Raw genomic sequence first — 21,850 nt, forward strand, 5'->3', positions numbered from 1 at the left:
CTCACAGGGCGGGCGGGCGCAGCAGGGCGTCGCGGGCCACCGAACGGCGGGGCTTGGCGCCTCCCATCCAGGAGGTGAGGCCAAGCCGCGCCCCCGCCCCCAGCTGGGCCGCCGGCACCGCCTCGGGCTTCAGCAGCGGGTTCAGCACGAATTCCTGTTCCGGCCCCACGAAGAGGCGCGTCAGCCCGCACAGCCGGTCGAACAGCGGCCGGCCGGGCAGCAGCTCGGCGAATGCGGCGGCGTCGAGCGGCCCCAGCCGGATGATGAAGCGCGCCTGCGGGTCCCAGATCTGCGCGCCGGCGGTGGCGGAATCCCCCAGCGCGGCATGGGCCGCCCCCAGGCGTGTCTGCTCGGTGGGCGGCAGGCGCAGCCAGCCGCCGGCGAATTCCACGATCTCGACGGGGGTGCCGGCCTCCTCGGCCAGCATGGCGGCCAGCCGCGCCGCGCTGCGCGTGCGGGCGGCCAGGTGCCCCGCATGGTAGCGCAGGCTGGGCGCGGGGACGGCCAGGCGCGCCCCCAAATGCGGCGTGCCCAGGCCGATCACGGCGTCCAGCGCGCGCGTCGCGGGCTCGGGGTCGCGGGTGGGGCGATACTTCGCGCCGGCCTTCACCCACATGCCGGTGAAGCGCCGCGCCAGCAGGTCCAGGAATTGCGCCAGCGCGCGGTTGCGCGCCCGCAGCTCCGCCGCCGCCGTCGCGGTGTAGTGGCGCGGCAGCGTGCCGGTCGGCCCGATGAGGCCGAACAGCGGCGTGGTCAGCGCGCCCGTGGCGGGGTCCGCCGCCGTCACCTCGCTGAGTGGCAGGGCGAGGCGCGGCTGGCTGGCGAAGGGCAGCTCCACCGGGTCCTGGCCGGGGGCGATGACGAAGGCCGCCTGGTCGAGGTCGAACAGCTCGGGATCCTGGGCGAGGGCGTCTTTCGGCGGGCGGGCCGTGGGAGGGCTGGCCGTCACAGCAGCACCCGCGTGCCGCTGCGCGGCGGCCAGCTCGCCACCGGGTTCGCCCGCCCGCGCAGCAGGGCGCGGGTGCGGACGAAGCCATTCACCGAGACCTGGAGTGCCAGGAACCGCTCCAGCACCGCCGCCAGCAGGAACAGGCCGCCGGTGTTCCAGGCCTGGGCCTCGAAGGTCAGCGTCACGTCCAGCCCGCGCGCGAAGACGCCCGGCCGCTGGCCCGGAATGCGCGCCAGCCCGCTGCCCGCCGTGACCGAGACGAGGCCCGAGATGGCGGCCCGCGTCTCCGGCGTGTCGCGCAAGTCGTGCAGGCGCAGCATCTCGCGCAGCGCCGCCGCCGCATCGGGCCCGCCCATCACGGAGAGGTGGTTCAGCGCGAGGTGCGACACGAGTCGCCAGGCGCCCCGGTCCCGCAGGCGGGGCGGCAGCCTGGGCGTGGGGGCGTAGAGGCATTCCGCCATGGCCTCCGCCGGGGCCGCGGGGTCGCTGATGCGAAGCCGCGGCTGGCCGCCGCCGAAGGGCAGCAGCTCCGGCAGGTCGCGGTTGAGGCAGAGCCCCTCGATGGTCAGCACGCCATCGGCCGGGGCCTCGGGGTTGAAGCCCGGGTCGCAGAGCAGCAGCCGCGTTTCGGTGCCCGTCAGCGGCGCGGCGGCGGAACCGCGCGCGGCCACCCATTGCATGGGCGCGGCCTCGGCCTCCTCGCCCGCGTCGCGGGCCAGGCGCTGGAAGGGCAGCACCGTGCGGCGGCGGCCATCGGGGCGGCTCTCGCGCACACTTTCCACGCTGTAGAGTTCCAGCGCGGCCGAACGCCGCACATCCGGGATCACCAGCCAGTCCGACTGGGTGCCGTCCATCGCGATGGGCTCGCAGCGATAGGGAAAGAGGTTCACGACCGGCGTGCAATGCAGCGCCAGCGTCTCGGCCGCGACGATGCGCTCCAGCTCGGGCGCGGCACGGCTGAGGTAGAGGAACACCTCCAGCCGGTCGCCCTGCTGGACGAGGCTGCGCGCCTCCAGCCCGCCGAGTTCGAGGTAGAGGAACTTCTCCGGGTGCGCGAAATACTCGGTCAGCAGCCGATGCCCGTCGAAGGCGCGCTGCGGCCAGGGAAGTGCCGCCTCCTCGCGCTCGAACCCCACGGCGCGGAGCTGCGTGGCGTCCAGCAAAGTGGGCATCGCGTCAGTGGGACCATCGGCCAGCGCCACACCCACGCAGGCGGTGGCCAGTAGCTCGTGCAGCGCGGCCGCGACCTGGTGGCTGCCGCGCAGATGCAGGCGCAGCCGGTCGAGCCCCGTCTCCGCGAAGCCAAGCCCCTCGGCGGTGGTCCGCAGCGTGATGCGCAGGCAGGCCGAAGCCCCCGGCGCGCGCGGGTTGGGCGGCGCCTCCAGCGGCAGGCCCATCAGCCGCGCCGCCTCGATCCGCACGGGCCAGAGCGTCACGTCATGGCAGGTGAGGTAGCGCAGCACCTCGCCCCGCACCGGCTCCGTCTCGATGGGCGTGCCGCGCTTCACCACCGCGGGGCCGCGCGCGTCGCGCTTGGGCGAGAGGCGCACCGTCGCCATGCTGGGCACCGGCGCGAGCAGGTGGGGCGAGAGCAGTTCCAGCAGCGCGTCGGTGATCTCGGGCAGTTCGTCATCCAGCCGCTGCTGCACGCGGCCGGCGAGGAAGGCGACACCTTCCAGCAGGCGCTCCACATGCGGGTCGTCCACCGTGCCGTCGGTGGCGATGCGCAGCCGCCCGGCCGCCTTCTGGTTCGCCTGCGCGAATTCCCCGGCCAGCTTGCGAAGGGCCGCCAGTTCGCGGTTGTAGAAGGGGAGAAGGCTCTCGCTCATCCGCGCTCGGCCACCCGGACCTCGTGGCTGACGGCCTCGATCAGCGTCTCGAAGCTGATGGGCTCGGCGTGCAGCAGGGCGTCCACGCGCAGGCGCAGCGTGCGGTCCAGCTCATCGCCGCCTTCGCGCAGCGTCACCTTCACCGCGTGCAGGCGCGGTTCGAAGCGGCGGATCATGCGCTCCACCTCCAGCGCCAGCGCCTCGCGCCGCTCCGGCAGGGCGTAGCTTCCCGCCGTCGCGTCCGGGATGCCATAGCCCAGCGGGGAGAGGGCAAGTTCCGGCGTCTGGGCCGGCAGCGGCCAGCGGCGGCGGCGCGCGTTGAGCAGCGCCTCCAGGTCCCGCCGGACGGAAAGCCGCAGCCGGTCCATGGCTTCGGACAGCTTCATGGGTTCGTCCTCGAGGCGGTCGGGGCGGTCATCCATCAGCCGGTCCAGCAGCGGCAGGCGCAGGCGCTGGGGAGGGGCGCGGCCGCTCATCCCGGGGCGGCGAAGCGCAGCGTGGCGAGATCGGCCAGCGCCACCGCCTCCTCGCCCACCAGGAACAGGCGCTGGCCATGGCCGCGCACCGGCCCGGGGCCTTCCGTCCATTCCGTGGCGCGGCCCAGGCGCAGCGCATCGGGCTGGGCGGCGGCGCCGGGATAGATGGCGGGCATGTAGACCACGCCCTCGGTGCCTTCGCGGAGCGTGATGGTGGTGCGGCGCCAGGCCAGGTCCCGCGGGCGGCGGGGGGCTTCGAACTCCAGGCTCTCGATGCGCTCCAGCGGCACCAGGATGTGATCGCCGCCGGTGGTCAGCACCTCGACCATGGGGGCCATCAGGTCATCGGCGTCGCGGAAATCCTCGAAGGCGATGGTGGTGCCATCGGCCAGTTCCGCGGTGCCGGGGGTCGCGGGGCGGCTGTCCTCGGCGGCCAGCGCCGCTTCCTCCGCGGGCTCCATCTCGCCCGCGCGGGCCAGGACAGCGGCGCGGACGGCCGTGGTCTGCGCGGGTGTGGCGTCCTCGCCCGAGAATTTCGGCGCGCGGCCCTCGCCCCACACCTGCTGGCGGATGACCTCGGCGCGCAACAGCTTGCGGAATTCCAGCACGGCGGGCGAAGGTTCCTCCAGCACGGCGGCATCCAGCATGCGGTCGGCCCGCTCGGCCTCGCCGGCGAAGAGCAGCAATTCCGCCAGGAACCAGCGCGCGCCCGAATCGCGCGGGGCCGCCTTCACCACCGCCTGCTGCGCCGCGATGGCCGCCGCCAGATCGCCTGCCTTGAACGCCTCGCCCGCCGATGCCATCGCCTTGGTTTCCTTGTTGTTCAGGCGGCCTGCCGGGGCGCCGCGAGTTCGGTGACGAGGCGGAAGGAGGCCCCCACCTCGTCCAGCTGGTAGTGTGGCTGCAACATGATGGTGCAGCCATAGCTGCCCGGCTTGCCAGGGCGTTCGCGCACCTCCACCCGCGCATCGCGCAGCGGGTAGCGCGCGGCCGCGTCGCCGCCGCCGGCCAGCCCGCTGATATGCTTGCTGAGCCAGGTCTGCAGGCGGAATTCCACATCCTCGGCCGAGGCGAAGCTGCCCACCATGTCGCGCCCCATCAGCTTCACGATATGCGCGAAGCGCGAGACGCAGAGCACGCTGTTCAGCTGCGACGACAGCCGCTGGTTGGCATTGGCCGCGTCGCTCGTCATGCGCGGCGGGCGGTGCAAAGTGGGCACGGCGCCGAAACTCGCCTCCGGCAGGGCTTCGAGACCGCAGAGTGCGATCATCTCCGCCTCGGCCGCCTGGCGTTCCTGGTCGTCCGTCAGGCTCAATTCCAGCGGCGGGCGGGGCGGCGGCCCGGGCGGGTCGGCGCGGAAGCGTTCATGGGGCAGCGTCTCCACCACGCCGCCCATGGCGTCCCAGACCGGCTCGGCGCCGCGGATCTCGGCGGGCCAGCGGTAGCGCGCGAAGGCGCGGGCGGCCACCGCGGCCATGGCATAGACGGGCGTGGTCCAGACGCGCTGCGCGGCACCCTTGGCGTGCTCGCGGTAGCGGAAGCGGTCATCCCGGCTGCCATCGTCGCGCCAGAGCGGCCGGCCCAGCGTGCGCGGCAGCAGGATGGCGAGGAAGCGCGTGTCCTCCCGCGCGGCCAGGCCGCGCCAGCGCGCGCGCTCGGGCGTGCGGAGCGCGTCCAGGATGTTCAGCGTGGGCGAGGCGTCGTGGAAATCATCGAGGCCCAGCAGCGCGGGTGAGGCCGGCAGCACGAAGGGGCAGAAGGCGGCGGCGGCGATGCCGGCCAGCTGCGCCAGCACGGTGATGTCATCCACCTCATGCCCCGGCGCCGGCCCGCCGCGGATTTCGTAGTCGGCCACGATCATGCCGAAGGGCTCGCCGCCGGGGGTGCCGAACTCCTCCTCATAGACCAGGCGAAACAGGGCGGAGCGATCGAATTCCACCGCGCGCTCCAGGTCGCGCGCCGCGTCGCGCCAGCGCAGGGGCAGCAGGCGGATCTTCACCAGGCGGTCCTGCGCGAAACCATCCACCAGCCAGCGCAGGCCCCGCCAGGAGCCCTCCAGCCGGGTGAGGCGCGGCGCGTGCAGCACGCGGTCGAGCTGCCGGGAAATGGCCGCGTCGAGTGCCACGATGTCGCGGTCCAGCGCCTCCATCAGCCGCGCGGCGCGGTCGGGCCGGGCCGCCGCCTCGCGCAGCGCCTCCGTGCCGAACCAGGCGCGCAGCAGGGCGGCCGGGTCAGCCTCCGCCAGGAAGGCCGCCAGCGGCGCGGCCTCGGGCGCGCCATGCCCGAAGAAGCGCCCGTCCAGCACCGGCCCGCGCAGCGCGCCCCCGTCGGTCACGAGGGCCGCCCGCTCAGCTCTTCTGCGGGATGCGCGCGACCATCCGCATGGAGGTGGTCAGCTCCTCCATCTGCAGCCAGGGCCGCATATAGGCCACCGCGTTGTACGAACCGGGGCGGCCGGGGATTTCCTTCACCTCCACCTTGGCCTCGCGCAGCGGATATTTGGCGCGCGATTCCTGGCCCGCGCCCTCCATCGGGTTCACGTAGTTCTGGATCCAGCGGTTCAGCCAGGCCTCGACGTCGCTCGCTTCCATGAAGCTGCCGATCTTGTCGCGCGCCATCACCTTGAGGAAATGCGCGAAGCGGCTGGTGGCCATGATGTAGGGCAGGCGCGCGCTGATGGCCGCGTTGGCGGTGGCCTCCGGGCGGTCATACTTCTTGGGCTTCTGCACGGTCTGTGCGCCGAAGAAGACGCTGTAGTCGGTGTTCTTGTAGTGGCAGAGCGGCAGGAAGCCGTTGTTGGACAGCTCCGCCTCGCGCCGGTCGGTGATGCCGATCTCGGTCGGGCACTTGGTGTCCAGGTCGCCGTCGTCGGAGGTGAAGACGTGCGCCGGCAGGTTCGTCACCTTGCCGCCGCCCTCGGCGCCGCGGATGGCGGTGCACCAGCCATATTGGGCGAAGGCGTCGGTCAGGCGCGCGGCATGCACATAGGCCGCGTTCATCCAGCAGTATTCGTTGTGCTCCATCGCCTTGGCGGTGCCGTCCGGGTTGAACGGCGCCTCCTCATAGGCGAACTCCTCGATCGGCTTGGTGTTCGCGCCATAGGGCAGGCGCGCGATGACGCGCGGCAGCACCAGCGTCACGAAGCGCGCATCCTCAGTGTCGCGGAAGCTGCGCCACTTCGCGTATTCCGCCGTCTCGAAGATCTTGGACAGATCGCGCGGGCGTGACAGCTCCCGGTAGTCGTTGAAGCCGAACATGCCGGGCCCGGCCGCCGAGATGAAGGGCGAGAAGCCCGCCGCCGCCACGTTGGACATCAGCCGCAGCGTCTCGACGTCGTCCGGATGGTTGGTCCACTCGTAGTCGCCGATCAGCGCGCCATAGGGCTCGCCGCCCGGGGTGCCGAACTCGTTCTCGTAGATCTTCTTGAACAGGCCGGACTGGTCGAACTCCACCGCCCGCGTCAGGTCGCGGTTCAGCTCGCGCTTGCTGGCCTGGAGCAGCCGGATCTTGAGGCTGGTGCCCGTCTCGCTGTTCATCACGAGGTGGTGCAGCCCCCGCCAGGAGCCCTCCAGCTTCGTGAATTTCTCATGATGCATGATCGCGTTGAGCTGCTGGGACAGCTTGCGATCAATTTCGGCGATGGCGCGGTTGAAGGTCTGCGTCAGGTTGCGGCTGTAGGTGACGGTGCCCTTCAGCGCCTCCTCGGTCAGTGCCTTGATCAGTTCCTGCGCGCGGTCGCGCTCGGTCTGGCGGGTGGCGCCCAGCACCTGGTCGAGCAGCGAGGCGCCCTCTTCCGTGGTGGTGGTCGCGGCGGCGCCGGGTGCGCCCTGGGTTCCGCTCATGGCCTCAACCCTCCTGCTTGTCGAGGCCGAGCTGGGCGGAGAGCGCCTTCAGCTTCGCATCGTCCTGGAGGACCTGGTCGAGCAGTTCTTCGAGCTGCTGCGAGTTGTCCACCTTGCTCATCATGTCGCGCAGCTTGGCGCGGGTTTCCATCAGGGCCTTCAGCGCGGGCACCTGCTCGGCCACGCGGGCGGGCTCGAAATCCTCGATGGACTTGAACTTGAGGTTCACGGCCATCTCGCTGCCGTCGCCGGCCAGCGTGTTCTCGACCTTCATGTTCAGGCCAGGCGCGATGCGCGCCATCACATCATTGAAGTTGTCGCGGTCGATCTGGGTGAACTTGCGCTCGGCGAGCGGCTTCAGCGGCTCCGCCGGGTCGCCGGCGAAATCGCCCATGACGCCGACGATGAAGGGCAGCTCGCGCTCGATCGCGGCGCCCTCCGTCTCGACCTCGTAGGTGATGTGGACGCGTGGCTTGCGCACGCGGTTCAGCTTGTCGTGAACGGAGCCTGACATGGCATCTCCCTGGCGCCGGGGCCCCGGCTCTGCCTTCGTGTTCGAACGCCCGTGCCCGCCGGGCTTGAGTGGCGCCGCGGCGCACGGCCACAACCCGGGGGCGAGCGTAAGTCGAAGAACTTCGCGGCGTCAACGAGAAGCCGCGACGCGGCCCGCCCGCATGAACCTGCGGCGCGACTACTCCGGCGGCGTGGGCCGGATGCCCAGCGCCGTCAGCATGGCCGTCCGCGCCGTCTCGTCCTGCAACACCTCCTCCAGGAGCTGGGGCAGCGTCATGCGCCCGCGCCGCGCGGCGTCGGCCAGGGTGTAGGCCAGGAAGGAATGCGGCTCCGTCTTCTGGAAGAACTCCGAGATCGTCTCCAGCATCTCCAGGGCCTGCTCGCGCGAGGCCACGGCGCCGGGGGGCACGGCGAAGCCCATCGCGGGGGCCGGCCCGGCACCGGGTGCGGCACCGGGCACCGCCGCGGCCGCCTCGAACGCCACGGGCTCCGCCACCTCCGCCGCAGGGCCCAGCAGCCGCCGGGCCACCTCCGCGATACGCTCCAGCACGGTGCTGACGCGGCGGGTGGAGGGTGCCTCCATGCCGAAGCGCGCATCCGCCTGCTCGGCATAGGCCTGCCAGGCGGCACGCGCCGCCTCCACCTGCGCCACCAGCGCCAACAGCGCGTCGCGGCGGAACTTCGCCTCCGTCTCGATGGTGTCGAGCGGCAGCACGCCCTGGGCGTAGCGCCGCTCCCGCCGCTCCTCGTCGGCGATGCCGGCCGTCTCCATCGCGGCTTCGTACTGGTGCAGGGTCAACGGGCCGCCGCCCGGGCGTTCGAACAGCACCACGCGGCGCAAGGGCTGCATCACCGTGCCGTCGCGGTCGCCGCCATCCAACCCGCCCAGGGGGTAGGAACGTCCGTCCAGCCCATCCTCGTCCGGCAGGGGGTGGCCGGCATCCCAGTGCTGCTCCAGCAACCCCGTCAGCACCTTGGCCCCTGCGGTGAGGCCGCGCAGCCCTTCCAAGCGCACCAGCGCCTCGGTCAGCATGGCCGCCACCTCGAAATCCTTGGTGCGGTCGGTCAGCGCCTCCACGCCCAGCTTGCGGACCTGGCGCCAACCCTCGGAGACGGCGCCTTCCGAACCCTCCTCGCTGTCACGCGCGCGGTCCTCGTCGCGCGCGCCGGAGATGGCGTCCCGCAGCCGGTAGTAGAGCGAGGCAGCGGACTTGTCGTCGCGCAGGAATTCCCCCGCGCCGTCCCCGCCCTCCAGCGGCGCCACCAGCGCCGCCACATCCACGACGTCCTCGCTCATCGCCTCGCCACTCCTGTCTTTGGTGGCAGGCTAGCCTCGCCGGGGCGGCGTTGGAATGTCCGAAACGACGGCGCCGCTGGACAGGCCGCGCGGCCTGCCCCTAGCCTCCGGTTGCAAGCCGCAACCAAGGCGGGAGGAGAACGGGCTTCATGGTGGCCATTGACCTGAAATCCCTCGTTGCGCGGCTGACCGATGTCGCACGGCGCCAGTTCGAGGCGGCGCTGGGCCTGACAGTGGCCCGCACCCACTACAATGTCGAAGCCGAGCACGTGCTGCTCAAGCTGGTCGAGGCGCCGGGCAGCGACGTCACCGCCATCCTCAAGGATGCGGGGGTGGAGGCGGGCGCGGTGCTGGCCGAGCTGACGCGCGCGCTGGACAAGATGCGCACCGGCAATGGCCGCGCCCCCGGCCTTTCGCCCGACATCGTGGCCTGGCTGCGCGAAGCCTGGCTCATCACCAGCCTGGAGGCGAACCAGGGCCGCATCCGCAGCGGCCACATGCTGGCCGCGCTGCTGGCCGATGAGGGGTTGGCGCGCACCGTGAAGGACAGCGCGCCCAGCCTGCTGAAGATCGCCCCCGATTCGCTGCGCCGCAACCTGGACGCCATCACCAAGGGCAGCGAGGAGGCAGGCCAGGCCGGCGCCCCCGCGCCCGGTGCCGCCGCCGCCCCGGCCGAGGGCGCGCCCCGCGCCGGCGGCCCGCTGGAGCAGTTCTGCACGGACCTCACGGCCCAGGCCAAGGCCGGCAAGATCGACCCCATCCTCGGCCGCGATTCCGAAATCCGGCAGATGGTGGACATCCTCACCCGCCGCCGACAGAACAACCCGATCCTCACGGGCGAGGCGGGCGTGGGGAAGACCGCGGTGGTCGAGGGGCTGGCATTGCGCATCGCCCAGGGCGACGTGCCCGATGCGCTGGCCAAGGTGCGCGTCATGTCGCTCGACCTCGGCATGTTGCAGGCCGGCGCCGGCGTGAAGGGCGAGTTCGAAAACCGCCTGAAGGGCGTGATCGACGCCGCCAAATCCTCGCCCCAGCCGGTCGTGATGTTCATCGACGAGGCGCACACGCTGATCGGCGCGGGCGGTGCCGCCGGGCAGAACGATGCGGCGAACCTGCTGAAACCCGCCTTGGCCCGCGGCGAGATGCGCTGCATCGCCGCCACCACCTGGGCCGAATACAAGAAGTATTTCGAGAAGGACGCGGCGCTGACCCGCCGCTTCCAGGTGGTGAAGGTGGAGGAACCCACCCTGCCGCTGGCCAATGCCATGCTGCGCGGCCTCGTCGCCACGCTGGAGAAGCACCACGGCGTGCGCATCCTGGACGAGGCGGTGCTGGAGACGGTGCGGCTGTCCGCCCGCTACATCCCGGCCCGCCAGCTTCCGGACAAGGGCGTCTCCCTGCTCGACACCGCCTGCGCGCGCGTGGCGATGAGCCAGGCCGCCATTCCCGCCGCCATCGAGGACCGCACACGGCGCCTCGCGCTGATCGCCACGGAACTGGCCGCACTGGGGCGCGAGACGGCCACCGGCGGCGACCACGCGAAGCGCATCGCGGCGCTGACCGAGGAACAAGGCGAGGTCGAGGCGGCACTGGAAGCGCTGAAGACGCGGTGGGAGCAGGAGAAGGCCCTCGTCACCCGCATCCGCGAACTGCGCGAGGGCCTCGAAGCACCGGCCGAGGGCCATGACACCGAAGCCGCCCGCGCCGAACTCGCGAAGGTGACGGACGAACTCCACGCGCTGCAGGGCGAGGAGCCATTGGTGCACCCCGTGGTGGACGGCCAGGCGGTGGCGGAAGTGGTCGCCACCTGGACCGGCATTCCGTTGGGCCGCATGGCGGGCGACGAGATCAAGTCCGTGCTGACGCTGCAGGAGCAGCTCATGCGCCGCGTGGTGGGCCAGGACCACGCGCTGGCCGCCATCGCGGAGGCCATCCGCACCAACCGCGCGGGCCTCGCGGACCCGCGCAAGCCCATCGGCGTCTTCCTGATGGCCGGCACCTCGGGCGTGGGCAAGACCGAGACGGCGCTGGCGCTGGCGGACCTGCTCTATGGCGGCGAGCAGAACCTTACCACCATCAACATGAGCGAGTTCAAGGAGGAGCATAAGGTCGCCACCCTCATGGGCAGCCCGCCCGGCTATGTGGGCTATGGCGAGGGCGGTGTGCTGACGGAAGCCGTGCGGCGGCGGCCCTACAGCGTGATCCTGCTGGACGAGATGGAGAAGGCCCATCCGGGCGTGCAGGACGTGTTCTACCAGGTCTTCGACAAGGGGAACATGAAGGACGGCGAAGGCCGCGACATCGACTTCAAGAACTGCGTCATCATCATGACGTCCAACGCCGGCACCGACACCATCGCGAAGCTCTGCGCCGACCCCGACACGGCGCCCGAACCCGAGCAACTGGTGGAGGCGCTGCGCCCGGATTTGCTGAAGGTGTTCAAGCCCGCCTTCCTCGGCCGCTGCAACGTGGTCATCTACTACCCGTTGGCCGACCATGTGCTGAAGCAGATCGTGGGCCTCAAGCTCGCCAGTATCGGCAAGCGGGTGCGCGAAAGCTATGGCGTGGCCTTTGAAGTGGATGAGGCCGTGCCCCTGGCCATCGTGGAGCGTTGCCGCGAAGTCGAGAGCGGCGCACGCAACATCGAGAATATCCTCAACCGCACATTGCTTCCCCAATTGTCGGCCGGCATTCTCGCGCGTCTGGCCGAGGGGCAGCCTATTTCCCGTGTCGCGGTCGGGCTGGGGGCGGATGGCAGTTTCAGCTACAACCTGGACTAGAGTTGTTGTAACTTCGACAGGTGCGCCCGTTCGCCGTGCCATCCTCCGTGATGGCACACGTGCCGGCCATGGCGAGCCGAAAGCCGCCCTCCGCGGGAAGACCCGGGCGGAGAGGTGTCCTTGGCGCGTGACTTTCCGGTTGGCGGGATGTGCCCGCCGACCCAACCACCGGTCCCACCCCTCCGCCGCGGGGTGAGGAACGGCCCGAAGGGCGCGGCGCGCGGAGTGGAAACGACATGGCTATCTTCCTGAAGCTGGGCGACATCAAGGGGGAGACCACGCAGGTCACCCACAAGGACTGGATCGAGGTGCAATCCTTCCAGTTCGGCGTGGGCCGCGGCATCTCCTCCGGCGTGGGCGGCGGCTCCAAGCGCGAGGCGACGGCCCCCTCCGTCAGCGAGATCGTCGTCACCAAGACGATGGACATCGCCTCGCCGCTCATCCTCAAGGCCGCGATCGGCGGGAAGGCCGTGGTCACCAAGATCGAGCTGACCCAGACCGACAACAACGGCAAGCATGTCGCGTTCCAGAAGTACATCCTGACCGACACGCTGGTCTCGGGCTACAGCATCTCCTCCGGCGGCGACCGGCCGAGCGAGAGCATCAGCCTGAACTTCACCAAGATCGACAGCGAATACCTCGACATCAACGACAAGTTCGAGTCGAAGACGACGGGCCACGTGATCTACGACATCGCGAAGTCCGAACTGACCTGAGCGCCGCGCGCGGCCGGTGCCGGGCCCGTCCCGGCATCGGTCATACGCGCACCACCACCGCGCTCACATTGTCGCGCGCGCCGGCGCGCAATGCGGCCTCTATGAAGGCCGGCGCCTCCATCCCCGCCGACAGCATGGCGCCCAACCCCGCCTCCGGCAGGTCCTTGAACAGCCCATCGCTGCACAGCAGGAACTGGTCGCCGGGCAGCAGGCGGTCGGCCACCTTGTCCAGCACCACCTCCCCCTCCTGCCCCACGGCGCGGGTGATGACGTTGGCATGGGGGTGTCGTTCGGCCTCCGCCTCCGCCAGCAGGCCGGAATCCACCATCTCCTGCACCGCCGAATGGTCGCGCGTCACGCGGCGCAGCACACCCTCGCGCAGCAGATAGAGGCGGCTGTCCCCGGCCCAGAGCGCCGCGAAATGCCCACCGCGCAGCAGCAGCACCACGACCGTCGAGGCGATGATGCCGCCCGGCCCCCGCGCCAGCGCCCGCACCCGCAGCGCGGCATGTACGGCGGCGAGGCGCAGCCGCACCTGGGCCAGCATCTCGGCCGCCGTCAGCCCGGGCGGGATCGCTTCCAGGGCCTCGGCGATGGCGCCGCTCGCCACCTCGCCCGCGCCATGGCCGCCCGCGCCATCGGCCACGGCCCAGAGCCCGAGATCGGGGCGCGCCACCACCTGGTCCTCGTTGCGCGGCCGCACGGCGCCGGGATGGGTGGCGGCGGAACTGCTCATGCGGGCACGGCCAGCAGGGAGAGGAAATCGGCCGGCATCGGCCGGGGGGGAAGGCCCTCGCTCCAGAACAGGCTGCGCCCATCGAGCGTCGCGTCGGGGTCGTCCGGCGGGGCCGGGGGCAGGCGCGCGGCCAGCGCGTCCGCGTCCAGACCGCCCACGCGGGCCGCCAGCGCGGCCTCCTCCAGCGCCGCATACCATTCGGGCGGCGCCGGCAAGGCGGCCGCGGGCAGCACGGCGGCGAGCGTCAGCGGAAAGCGCCGCCCCACCAGGTCGGCCGAGGTGACCAGCACGCCCATCACCGCCTGCGGGCCACAGGCACCGGGCGCGAGGCGAAAGCGCCAGGGCGGCGTGGCGTCCCAGGCCGCCGCCCAGTCCTCGCCGAGCGACGCGCGCGCCGCCTCCATCCCGCGCGAGAGCCAGTCATCCCAGGGGTCCGTGAAGCCGCGCGGCAGGGCGCGGCGCACGAAGTCGCCATGCGCCGGAAGCTTGCCGAACAGGCCGGTTCCCATCAGTTGGGGGCCGGCAAGGCGGGGCAGCGGAATTCCAGCAATTCGCGCAGCCCGAAGGGGTTCACGCTGCTCTGCGCCACCAGCAGGAATTCCGCGCTGCGGTCCCCGCGCGTGACCGTCAGGCGGAAGCGGTCCGGATCACGCGTGGCGATCACGCGGCTCAGGAACACAAGCCGCAGCGTGGCCCAGGGCCCGTCGAAGCTGAGGTCACCCGCCGAGGAGGGCGGGTCGAAGCGCAGCGTGACGGGGTGCTCGGCCGGGTAGGCCAGTTCGATGGGCCGCCCGCCGCCGCCCGGGGTCAGCGCGTGCTGCGCGCCCGAGGCCTCCAGCACCGCGCCCGTCGCCGCCGCCGAGATCCCCTGCGGGATGAGCTGGAAGCGGAAGCCGGTGGAGCCCGCGCCGGGGAAGAAGGCCTCGCGGATGGCCTGGGCGCGCTGGAACTGCGCGAGGTCGGCGGCCGAGATGGGCGGCGCCAGCCCCTCCGCCGCCACCGGGCGCCAGGGGTTCTGGGTCACATCGGCATAGGGGCGGATGTTCTGGGCGAAGAAGCTGTCCATCAGCCCGCCGGGGCCGAACATCCGCAGGAAGTCCCCCGCCGGCATGTCGGGCGCGTTCATCGCCCGCCGGAAGGGAAAGCGCTGCTCCAGCCCCCGGCAGAAGGGGCCGAGCTGCGCGGCACCCCCCGCCGCGATGGCCGCCTGCGCGCCGCCCGCCCGCGCCCGCTGCGTGGCCTGGGCCAGCGAGGTGAGCCAGGAGCGCAACGGCTCCGGCTGGCGCTGCGCTTCGGACAGCAGGCGCTGCCCGGGGTCGAGGCCCGGCGTGGGCGGCAGCACCGTGCCCGGCGGCGCATTGGCCAGCCGCGCCACCTGCACATAGAGGTCATTCAAGATCGCCAGCACGCCATCGAGGGGCGCACCGGCCGCGTGGCGCAGCGGCTGGAAATGCGGCTCGACGACGCGGGCGACGAGGGTGGCCCCCCCCTCGCCCGCCGCCGCACCCACCGCGGCCGCGAGGCGCGAGGCCGCAGCCCCCGCCGCCTGCGCCGCGGCCTGTGCCGCCTGCGCGGCCGCGCCCTGCGCCGCCGCGACACCCTCCGGCGCCGTGCCGGGCGAGAGTTCGCGCGCGATGGCCCGCAGCAAATCCTTCATGGGCGAATTGGGCGCGCCCAGCAGGTTCAGCGCCTCGGCCGAGGCGTTCAGGCTGGTCAGCGGCGGCAGCATCAGGTCGCCCAGCAGGGCCTCCCAGGCACGGATGTAGTCGGCGGCGTAGAGGGCCAGGATATCCGCCTCCAGCCGGCGCGGATCGCCCGCGCCGCCGGTCGCGGCCTCGGGGCCCAGCACCCAGCTTTCGCTGGCCGCTTCCAGCACCGCCTGGGGCAGGCGCGGCAATACCGCCGTATAGAGGCCGCGGATGGTAAAGAGGCCCGGCACGCCCTCGGTCAGCGGCCGTCCCGAGGGCCGCACGAAATAGCGCTGCCCGGCGGGGCCCAGATGCGGCGCGGGCGTCCAGGCCGGCACGTTCTCGGCCAGGGGGCGCAGGCGGCCATAGACGCGCTGCGCCATGGGCAGGCGCGAGAAGACGCGCCGCGCCTGGTCCACCAGCGCGCCATCCAGCGGATAGGACGCCAGCGGCGAGGCCAGCATGGCATCGAGGTGCCGCGACAGCGCCTCGCGCCCCGGCTGGTTCACCGCGCCGGGGAAGGTGGTCTGCCAATCGAGCGCGAACCATTCGCGCACCAGGGCGCGGTCGAGCGGCCCCTGGCGGCCCAGCATGAGATAGACGCGCACCGCCTCGTAGAGGAATTCCGGCCGCTGGATGCCCTCGCGGATTTGCGTCTCCAGCCGCGCCAGCAGGCGGGGCAGCAGCACGCGGTCCAGCGCGCGGCGATAGGCGCTCTGCGCGCCCTGCTCCAGCAATTCCTCCTGGCTGAGCCCAAGGCCCGGCCCCGGCCCGGCGGCGGCGGGCGGCAGGGCGCGCGCGGCTTCCAGATAGCCCAGCACGCCCGCGAGGTCGGGGCTGGTCACGCGGTCCAGCGGCGCGCCGGCGCCCGCCTGCTCGGCCGCCGTGACGGCCGTGGCGAGGCGGGCATTGCGGGCCTCTTCCGTGCCGCTCGCCATCCATCCCCAGGCGCCGCCGCCCAGCACCAGCAGCAGCGCGGCCGCCCAGGCGCCGATCTGCGTCAGGCGCCGGCGTTTCTCGGCGCCTGTGTCGTTGGCGGCGAGGCGCGCCTCGTTGAACACCACCTCGCGCAGCGGGCGGCCCAGGAAATAGGCGCGGCCCCGCTGCCCCATGATGCCCGCGGGCCGCGCGGGGTCGAGGCCGAAGGAGCGCGATAGCGCCCCGGCCAGCCGATCGAGCGGCGTGCCCTCCTGCGTGCCCGAGGTGAAGTAGACGCCGCGCAGGAAGGGCGCGGGGTCGAGCTTCGATCCGCCGAAGGCCGCCTGCACGAAGGCGGACAACGCCCCCTCCAGCGAGGCGAACTGCGCCGGGAACCCCGCGATGAGCGAACGCTGCGCCGGGCCGCGCTCATTCTGCAAACGCTCGATCAGCCGGGCCATCAGGCGCTCTTGCAACGCGGCGAACTCGGTGCCGAACTGCGCGGCCAGCCCCTCGGGCGCCGCGCTCGGCGGGAAGGTGAAGCCCCAGACCTGTTCGCGCTGCGTCTTGTCCAGGTCGTCGAAGAACTCGATGAAGCCGGGCAGCAGGTCGCTCTTGGTGACGAGGAAATAGACGGGCAGGCGCTGGCCGAGCCGCGTTTCCAGCTCCTTCACGCGGCGGCGGACGGAGCGCGCATGAGCCTCGCGCTGCGTGGCGTCCAGCTTCGCCAGCATGTCCACGCCGAAGGCCACCAGCACGCCGTTCAAGGGCTGGCGCGGGCGGTTCTTCTTCAGCAGGTCGAGGAAGCGTTCCCAGCCGCCCTTGTCGGCCGCGGCGTCGCTGTCCTGCGTGGTGTAGCGGCCGGCGGTGTCGATCAGCACCGCGCGCTCGCTCAGCCACCAGTCGCAGAAGCGCGTGCCGCCCACGCCGGCCACGCGGCCCTCGGCCAGCGGGAATTCCAGGCCGCTGTTCAGCAGCGCCGTGGTCTTGCCCGAGCCGGGCGGGCCGATGATGACATACCAGGGCAGGTCATAGAGGTGCCCACCCTTGCCGCCGGTGGCCGCCTTCAGCTTGGCCAGCGCCTCGGTCAGCTTGCCGCGGAGGGCTTCTTCTTCCTCGGCGGCGGCGGCGTCGCGCTTCACCTGCGGGTCCGGCGCGGCGGCGGCCTCCACCAGCCCCGCATCGCGCGCGGCGGCGCGGCGGCCACGCCAGAAGAAGAACCCCGCCCAGCCCAGCAGCAGCAGAAGCACCACGGGCAGGCGCAGGAAGACGCTGTCGAAGGCCTCGCCCAGCAGCGGCAGGAAAATCCAGGCGACGACGCCCAGCAGGATCACGCCCAGCAGCGCGCCCAGGGCGGGGATGGTGACGAAGGCGCGCATCACCGGGCCTCCCTTTGCAGCACGACCTCGACGCGGCGGTTCTGCTCACGTCCCTCGGCGGTGGTGTTGGGCGCGAGCGGCTCCGCCTCCGCGCGCCCCTCGGCGGCGAAGCGCGACGCATCGCCATTGGCGGCCACCAGCAGGCGCATGGCGTCACGCGCCCGCGCCTCGCTCAGCGCCTGGTTGTTCGGGAAGCGCACGGTGCGGATAGGCACGTTGTCCGAATGGCCCAGCACCAGCACCTGGCCGGGTTCCTCGCGCAGCGCCTCGCCGATGCGGCGCAGGATGTCCTGGTAGCGCGGCTCCACGCTGGCGGAGGCGGAGGGGAACATGCCCGTGTTGCGCAGCCGCACCATCACGCGCTGCGCGTCGGCCTCGACGGTGACGAGCCGTTCCGCGATCTCGGGGGCCAGGAAGCGCCGCAGCACCGGCACCACGTCGGGGCGCGGGGCGGCGGTGGGCGGCGGGGGTGGTGGCGGCGCGGGCGGCACGGGCGGCGCCGTGCGGTCAATGGAAGGCGGCGCGCCGGGCGGCAGGGCCGCCATGCGGGCATAGAGCCCGTCCGCCGCCGCGCCCAGACCGCCGCCCAGCCACCACCAGCCGCCGCCCAGGGCGGCCAAGGCAAAGGTGCCCGCGACCCAGGCCGGCACGGAACGCGAGGGCCCGCGATGCGGCGCATCCACGCCCCGCCAGCGCGGCGAGAGTTCCCGCTCCCACTCGCCACGGATCTGCACGAGAAGCTGGTAGAGTCCCTCCCGCACGCGGTCGAGTTCGGCGGCGCCGCGCGGCATCAGCCGATACTTCCCCTGCAGCCCCAGCGAGAGCGCGAGATAGGTCAGTTCCAGCGTGCCCTTGAAGCGGCCGGGGTCCTTCATCATGGCCGTCAGCACGTCGAAGACGCGCTCGCCCGAGCGGGTTTCCTGGTGGAAGCTCGACACCATGGACTTCACCGACCAGGCGGATTGCGCGCCCCAGGGGGTGGCCAGCACCACATCATCCAGCGCGGCGCAGAGCACGTAGTGGGCGGCGCGGATTTCCTCGGCGCTGGCGCCGGTCGCCTTCGCATCGGCCTCGAACTGGCGGAAGGCGCGCAGCGCGCGTTCGCGCAGCTCCTCCGGATTGGGGGCGCCGGCCAGGCCCGCATTTGCCACGCGCGCCAGGATTTCCAGCAGGGGCGAGGCGGCGGCGGCCAGCGGCCCCGGCCCCACGCGCGGCAGCGCCTCGGCCTCGCCCGCCAGGGGCTGCGCGCGCGGCGCGGCTCCCGTGGGCATCGGCGGCGGGGTGGCGGCGCGGGGCGGGGGCGCGGCGCCGCCCGTGCCGCGGATCACAGTGCGATCCGCGTCGTCCGGTTCGCCGAAGGGGTTGTCGCTCATTGCCGCCTCCTCACCGATCCGCCCGGATGGCCCAGAGGCTCAGGCGCAGATTGGGGAAATCCCCCGAGACATGGATCGCGAAGCCGCCGCTGGTCTGCATCTGCTGCCAATGGGGCGAGCCGCGGTCCAGCTCGAAATACACGGCGCCCGCGTGGAACGGGATCTGCCGGGGCGCGACGGGCAAAGGCCGCACGATGATGCCGGGCAGCGCCACATGCACCAGTTCGCGGATGTGCTCCACCGCGCCGATCTTCACCTGGTTGGGGAAGAGGCGCCGGGTGTTCTCGGCCGGCATGTCGGCCATCACGGTCAGCACGAACTGCCCCCCGCGCAGCAGGTTGCGGTCCAGGATGGGGCCCACGCGCACGCCGTGGCTGCGCTCCTGCAACGGGATTTCCACGGCCGTCGTCTCCAGCACGGCCGAGAGGCTGCGGCGCAAATCCGCGATCACGGGCGCGAAGCTGCGCTGCAGGTCATCATGCCGATAGGCCGGATAGGCGCTGGCGCGCTTGTCGGGCGCGGTGAAGGTGGCGAGTTCGCCGGCCAGCTGCACCAGCACCCGGAACAGCTCCTCCGGATGCACCAGGCCCGCATCGGCGTAGTGCGCCAGCAGCGGCAGGTTGCGGTTGATGGCCTGGAGCAGCAGGAAATCCGCCACCTCGCCCACGCCGCGCGCGCCGGGCTGCGACAGGCGCGCGGCCAGCGCCTCGGCCCGCTGGCCGAGCATACCCACAAGTTCGGAGAGGATGTTGGCCAGCGGCGGCACCGCCGAGGCGCGCAGGCAGGGCGGGATGAAGCGGTCATCCACCACCACGCGCCGGTCGGCCTGCACCTCCACGATCCGCGCGAGGCCGAGGCAGGTGAAGCCCGCGCGTTCCTCGCCCTCCAGCATGAAGCGCAGGCGCGGGCGGCCGAGCGCCAGCTGCGCCGGCAGGGTGGCATCGGAATGCGTGTCATAGGCGTCGAAGGCGGAAAGCCCGTAGCGCGCGCGGCCCGCGCCATCCTCCACGCCGGCGGCCACCTCGGGGCTGCCCGGCTGGCGCACCGGCAGGGCGAGATAGACCACCTGGTTGCGCGTGCCCTCCGGCAGGTCGAGCGGCGGCGGCTGGTCGGCGCTGCCCGGGATGGCGAAGGGCGTGCCGTCCTCCAGGATGCCGGCCACGTTGGACAACGCGAACTTGCCGGCAGCGAGAAGGTCGCGGTCCAGCGCCAGTTCCGTGATGCCCCAGGGGTGCGGGCGCAGTGGGGCGGCGCGCGCCTGGAGCAGCGCCTCGAAATAGCGGTCCTGCTGCTGGAAGTGCTGGGCGCGGAGGAACATGCCCTCCTGCCAGACGACCTTGTCATTCCACGCCATGCCGCCTGCCGGACCTCCAGAAAAAAACGTCGCTCAGCGGCCGCCGCGCGTCGCCTGCTCATAGGCGCGTGCGAAGGCCTTGCCGAAGGCGCTGTCGAAATCATCCTCGAACTGGTCATGCACCTGCTGGTGCAGGCGCCGATACGCCTCCCACAGGCGCTTCTCGCGCGCGCCGGGCAGGGAAATGCCGCCCGTGGGCTGCTCGGCCTCCAGCCCCGCGGGGGCGAGGCGCGCGAGCAGGGCGCGGGCGGCGGCCTGTGTGGCGGCGATGGTGGCAAGCTGGTGGGCCGTGAGGTCCTCGACCGTCTCGCGCACCGCGGCCGGGCCCCCGCCGCGCGGGGCCAGCAGGGCCTGGAGCGCCGCTTCGTCGGTGGCGGCGAATTTCAGCGGGTTGTTGCCGGCGGCGCGCAGCATGGTCTGCTCGATGCGGAATTCGCGCTTCACATCGCCGCGCGCGATCAGCAGGGCGCGCAGCCCGCCCACCGCCGCGCGCAGCGCCTCGCCCGCCTGGGCCAGGGCGGCGGCGGGGTCGGTGCCCGGGGCGGCGGGGGGCAGGCCCGCGCCGCGCAGCAGGATCTCGAGCGCGGCCTGGAGGCTGCCATCGGTGCCCGGCATTGCCAGGGGTGACGCGGCGGGCGGCGGGGCGGGTGCCGACGGGGCCATGGGTGGCGGCGGCGCGACGGGGGCGAAGCCCGGCGGCTCCGCGAAAGGGTCCGACGGCGGGGCAGCGGCCGGCGGCGGCGCTTCCGCGAAGGGGTCCGGCAAGGGCGCCGGCGCGGGGCCAAGCCCGGGCAGCGGCGCGGTGAAGGCGGGCGGCGGGGCCTCGGCGAAAGGGTCCGCCAAGGGCGGGGGCGGGGGCGCGGGCGTCAGGCCCGGCAACGGCGCGCCGAAGGCGGGGGCGGTTGGCGCGAAGGGGTCCGGCAGGGGGCGCGCGGGAGGGGCGGCCGGCGGTGGCGCGTCGGCGAAAGGGTCGGGCAGATGCGCGAAGGGGTCGGTGGGATCGGGCGCGCGGGGCGGCGCGGGCGGGGTGTTCCAATCCTCCGGCAGCAGGTCCGGCAGGGTGGCGCGGGGCGGGACGAACACGTCCTGCGTGCCGGGCCTGTGGTCGGGCAGGCTGTGGCTGGGCGCGTCGGGCGCGAAGGGGTCGAAGTCGGAGGGCAGCAGCGGCGCGCCCCCGGCCGGGGTGCCGCCGGCCGGCCCGAGGCCGGGCAGGGGTGCCGCGAAAATGTCGGAGGGCGGCGGTGGCGCCATCGGGTCCGGCAGGGCGCTCGCGCTGGCCCAGCGCGCCTCGCCGAAGCCGGCCTCCTCCACCACCCGGCACTCGATCTCATAGGCGCCGAGCCGCAGCCGGTCGCCATCGCGCAGCGGGCGCACCTGGTCGCGCCCCACCGGGTCGGCCGCGCCATTCACGAAGGTGCCGTTGGTCGAGAGGTCGCGCAGCTGCCAGCCGCCCGCCAGGTATTCCAGCGCGCAATGCCGCTTGGACAGCACCCGGTCGGGGTCGGTCAGCGGCCAGTCGCATTCCGCGCCGCGGCCGAGCGTGTATTCCCCGCCGGGCACCTGCCGCTGCTCGGGCACGGCCTGGTCGGGACAGCGCAAAACCGAGAGCACCAGCACCATTGCCCGACCCTCCCCTCGTGCCGCAGTAGGCATGCCGTGGCGGGCGGCCGTCAAGCGCGCGGTGGTAGGCGCGGTGCTTTCCTCAACCGCCGATGAGCACCGTGGGCCAGCCCATGACCAGGGCGCCGCCATGCGCGCAGCTGTCGCCGATGCGCGCGGCGGGCAGGCTGCCCACCAGCACGGAGGTGCTGCCCTTCACGATCACGTCGGGCGGGCCCACGCACATGCACAGATCGGTGATGCGCGCCTGGGGCAGCCCGCCGGTCAGCACGGTGGGCATGCCGGTCAGCACCGGGCCGCCGATATGCGGCACCGGCACCGGCGCCGGGGTGGACATGGGGCAGGCGTGCATGTCGGTGATGCGCGAGGCCGGTGGCATG

At 72.8% G+C, this 21,850-nt stretch carries 17 protein-coding genes; 2 read left to right on the plus strand and 15 right to left on the minus strand.

Annotated elements, in window-relative coordinates; genetic code table 11:
- Position 1 precedes the first annotated feature (1 nt).
- The 8 genes from tssG to tssA form a co-directional block, all read right to left on the minus strand.
- Positions 2-949 carry a type VI secretion system baseplate subunit TssG gene (gene tssG, locus GGQ83_RS01535; RefSeq protein ID WP_184381832.1) on the minus strand — a complete coding sequence of 316 codons (948 nt, stop codon included), beginning with the start codon at positions 947-949 and terminating at the stop codon, positions 2-4.
- Complete coding sequence (gene tssF, locus GGQ83_RS01540) at positions 946-2,778, minus strand: type VI secretion system baseplate subunit TssF (RefSeq protein WP_184381833.1); 1,833 nt, start codon at positions 2,776-2,778, stop codon at positions 946-948. The genes tssG and tssF overlap by 4 nt, the downstream gene beginning before the upstream one ends.
- Positions 2,775-3,254 carry a type VI secretion system baseplate subunit TssE gene (gene tssE, locus GGQ83_RS01545; protein WP_184381834.1) on the minus strand — a complete coding sequence of 160 codons (480 nt, stop codon included), beginning with the start codon at positions 3,252-3,254 and terminating at the stop codon, positions 2,775-2,777. Before tssE ends, tssF begins: the two co-directional genes overlap by 4 nt.
- The gene (locus GGQ83_RS01550) at positions 3,251-4,057 is read right to left on the minus strand and encodes a type VI secretion system accessory protein TagJ (protein WP_184381835.1); all 807 of its coding nucleotides are present in this window, start codon (positions 4,055-4,057) and stop codon (positions 3,251-3,253) included. Before GGQ83_RS01550 ends, tssE begins: the two co-directional genes overlap by 4 nt.
- Positions 4,058-4,077: 20 nt before the next feature.
- Positions 4,078-5,589, minus strand: coding sequence for a type VI secretion system contractile sheath large subunit (tssC, locus tag GGQ83_RS01555; protein ID WP_184381836.1), 1,512 nt, complete (start codon positions 5,587-5,589; stop codon positions 4,078-4,080).
- 13 nt (positions 5,590-5,602) lie between these two features.
- Positions 5,603-7,096 carry a type VI secretion system contractile sheath large subunit gene (gene tssC / locus GGQ83_RS01560; protein ID WP_184381837.1) on the minus strand — a complete coding sequence of 498 codons (1,494 nt, stop codon included), beginning with the start codon at positions 7,094-7,096 and terminating at the stop codon, positions 5,603-5,605.
- A gap of 4 nt (positions 7,097-7,100) precedes the next feature.
- On the minus strand, positions 7,101-7,610 hold the full coding sequence (gene tssB / locus GGQ83_RS01565) for a type VI secretion system contractile sheath small subunit (protein WP_184381838.1): 510 nt from the start codon (positions 7,608-7,610) through the stop codon (positions 7,101-7,103).
- A 177-nt stretch (positions 7,611-7,787) separates the two neighbouring features.
- Positions 7,788-8,906, minus strand: coding sequence for a type VI secretion system protein TssA (gene tssA / locus GGQ83_RS01570; protein ID WP_184381839.1), 1,119 nt, complete (start codon positions 8,904-8,906; stop codon positions 7,788-7,790).
- Between the two features lie 149 nt (positions 8,907-9,055).
- Between tssA and tssH the strand changes: the two genes are divergently transcribed.
- Both tssH and GGQ83_RS01580 read left to right on the plus strand, forming a co-directional pair.
- A complete protein-coding gene (gene tssH, locus GGQ83_RS01575; protein ID WP_184381840.1) occupies positions 9,056-11,686 on the plus strand; it encodes a type VI secretion system ATPase TssH in 2,631 nt (876 codons plus the stop codon).
- 236 nt (positions 11,687-11,922) lie between these two features.
- Entirely contained in the window at positions 11,923-12,402 is a 480-nt protein-coding gene (locus GGQ83_RS01580; protein ID WP_184381841.1) for an Hcp family type VI secretion system effector, read from the plus strand.
- A 40-nt stretch (positions 12,403-12,442) separates the two neighbouring features.
- Here the strand turns inward: GGQ83_RS01580 and GGQ83_RS01585 are convergent, their stop codons facing one another.
- From GGQ83_RS01585 to GGQ83_RS01615, 7 genes are all read right to left on the minus strand, one after another.
- Complete coding sequence (locus tag GGQ83_RS01585) at positions 12,443-13,138, minus strand: PP2C family protein-serine/threonine phosphatase (RefSeq protein ID WP_184381842.1); 696 nt, start codon at positions 13,136-13,138, stop codon at positions 12,443-12,445.
- On the minus strand, positions 13,135-13,647 hold the full coding sequence (gene tagF, locus GGQ83_RS01590; protein ID WP_184381843.1) for a type VI secretion system-associated protein TagF: 513 nt from the start codon (positions 13,645-13,647) through the stop codon (positions 13,135-13,137). The genes GGQ83_RS01585 and tagF overlap by 4 nt, the downstream gene beginning before the upstream one ends.
- Positions 13,647-17,123, minus strand: a complete 3,477-nt coding sequence (gene tssM, locus GGQ83_RS01595) for a type VI secretion system membrane subunit TssM (protein WP_184381844.1) — start codon at positions 17,121-17,123, stop codon at positions 13,647-13,649. Before tssM ends, tagF begins: the two co-directional genes overlap by 1 nt.
- On the minus strand, positions 17,123-18,496 hold the full coding sequence (tssL, locus tag GGQ83_RS01600; protein ID WP_184381845.1) for a type VI secretion system protein TssL, long form: 1,374 nt from the start codon (positions 18,494-18,496) through the stop codon (positions 17,123-17,125). The genes tssM and tssL overlap by 1 nt, the downstream gene beginning before the upstream one ends.
- Before the next feature lie 10 nt (positions 18,497-18,506).
- Positions 18,507-19,850 (minus strand): type VI secretion system baseplate subunit TssK, encoded by a 1,344-nt coding sequence (gene tssK, locus GGQ83_RS01605; protein WP_184381846.1) that lies wholly within the window; start codon positions 19,848-19,850, stop codon positions 18,507-18,509.
- A gap of 33 nt (positions 19,851-19,883) precedes the next feature.
- Positions 19,884-21,470, minus strand: a complete 1,587-nt coding sequence (tagH, locus tag GGQ83_RS01610) for a type VI secretion system-associated FHA domain protein TagH (protein ID WP_184381847.1) — start codon at positions 21,468-21,470, stop codon at positions 19,884-19,886.
- An 82-nt stretch (positions 21,471-21,552) separates the two neighbouring features.
- Positions 21,553-21,849, minus strand: a complete 297-nt coding sequence (locus GGQ83_RS01615; protein WP_184381848.1) for a PAAR domain-containing protein — start codon at positions 21,847-21,849, stop codon at positions 21,553-21,555.
- Position 21,850 lies beyond the last annotated feature (1 nt).

Origin of the sequence: Roseococcus suduntuyensis (assembly GCF_014196305.1) — a bacterium.
Classification (GTDB): Bacteria; Pseudomonadota; Alphaproteobacteria; order Acetobacterales; family Acetobacteraceae; genus Roseococcus; species Roseococcus suduntuyensis.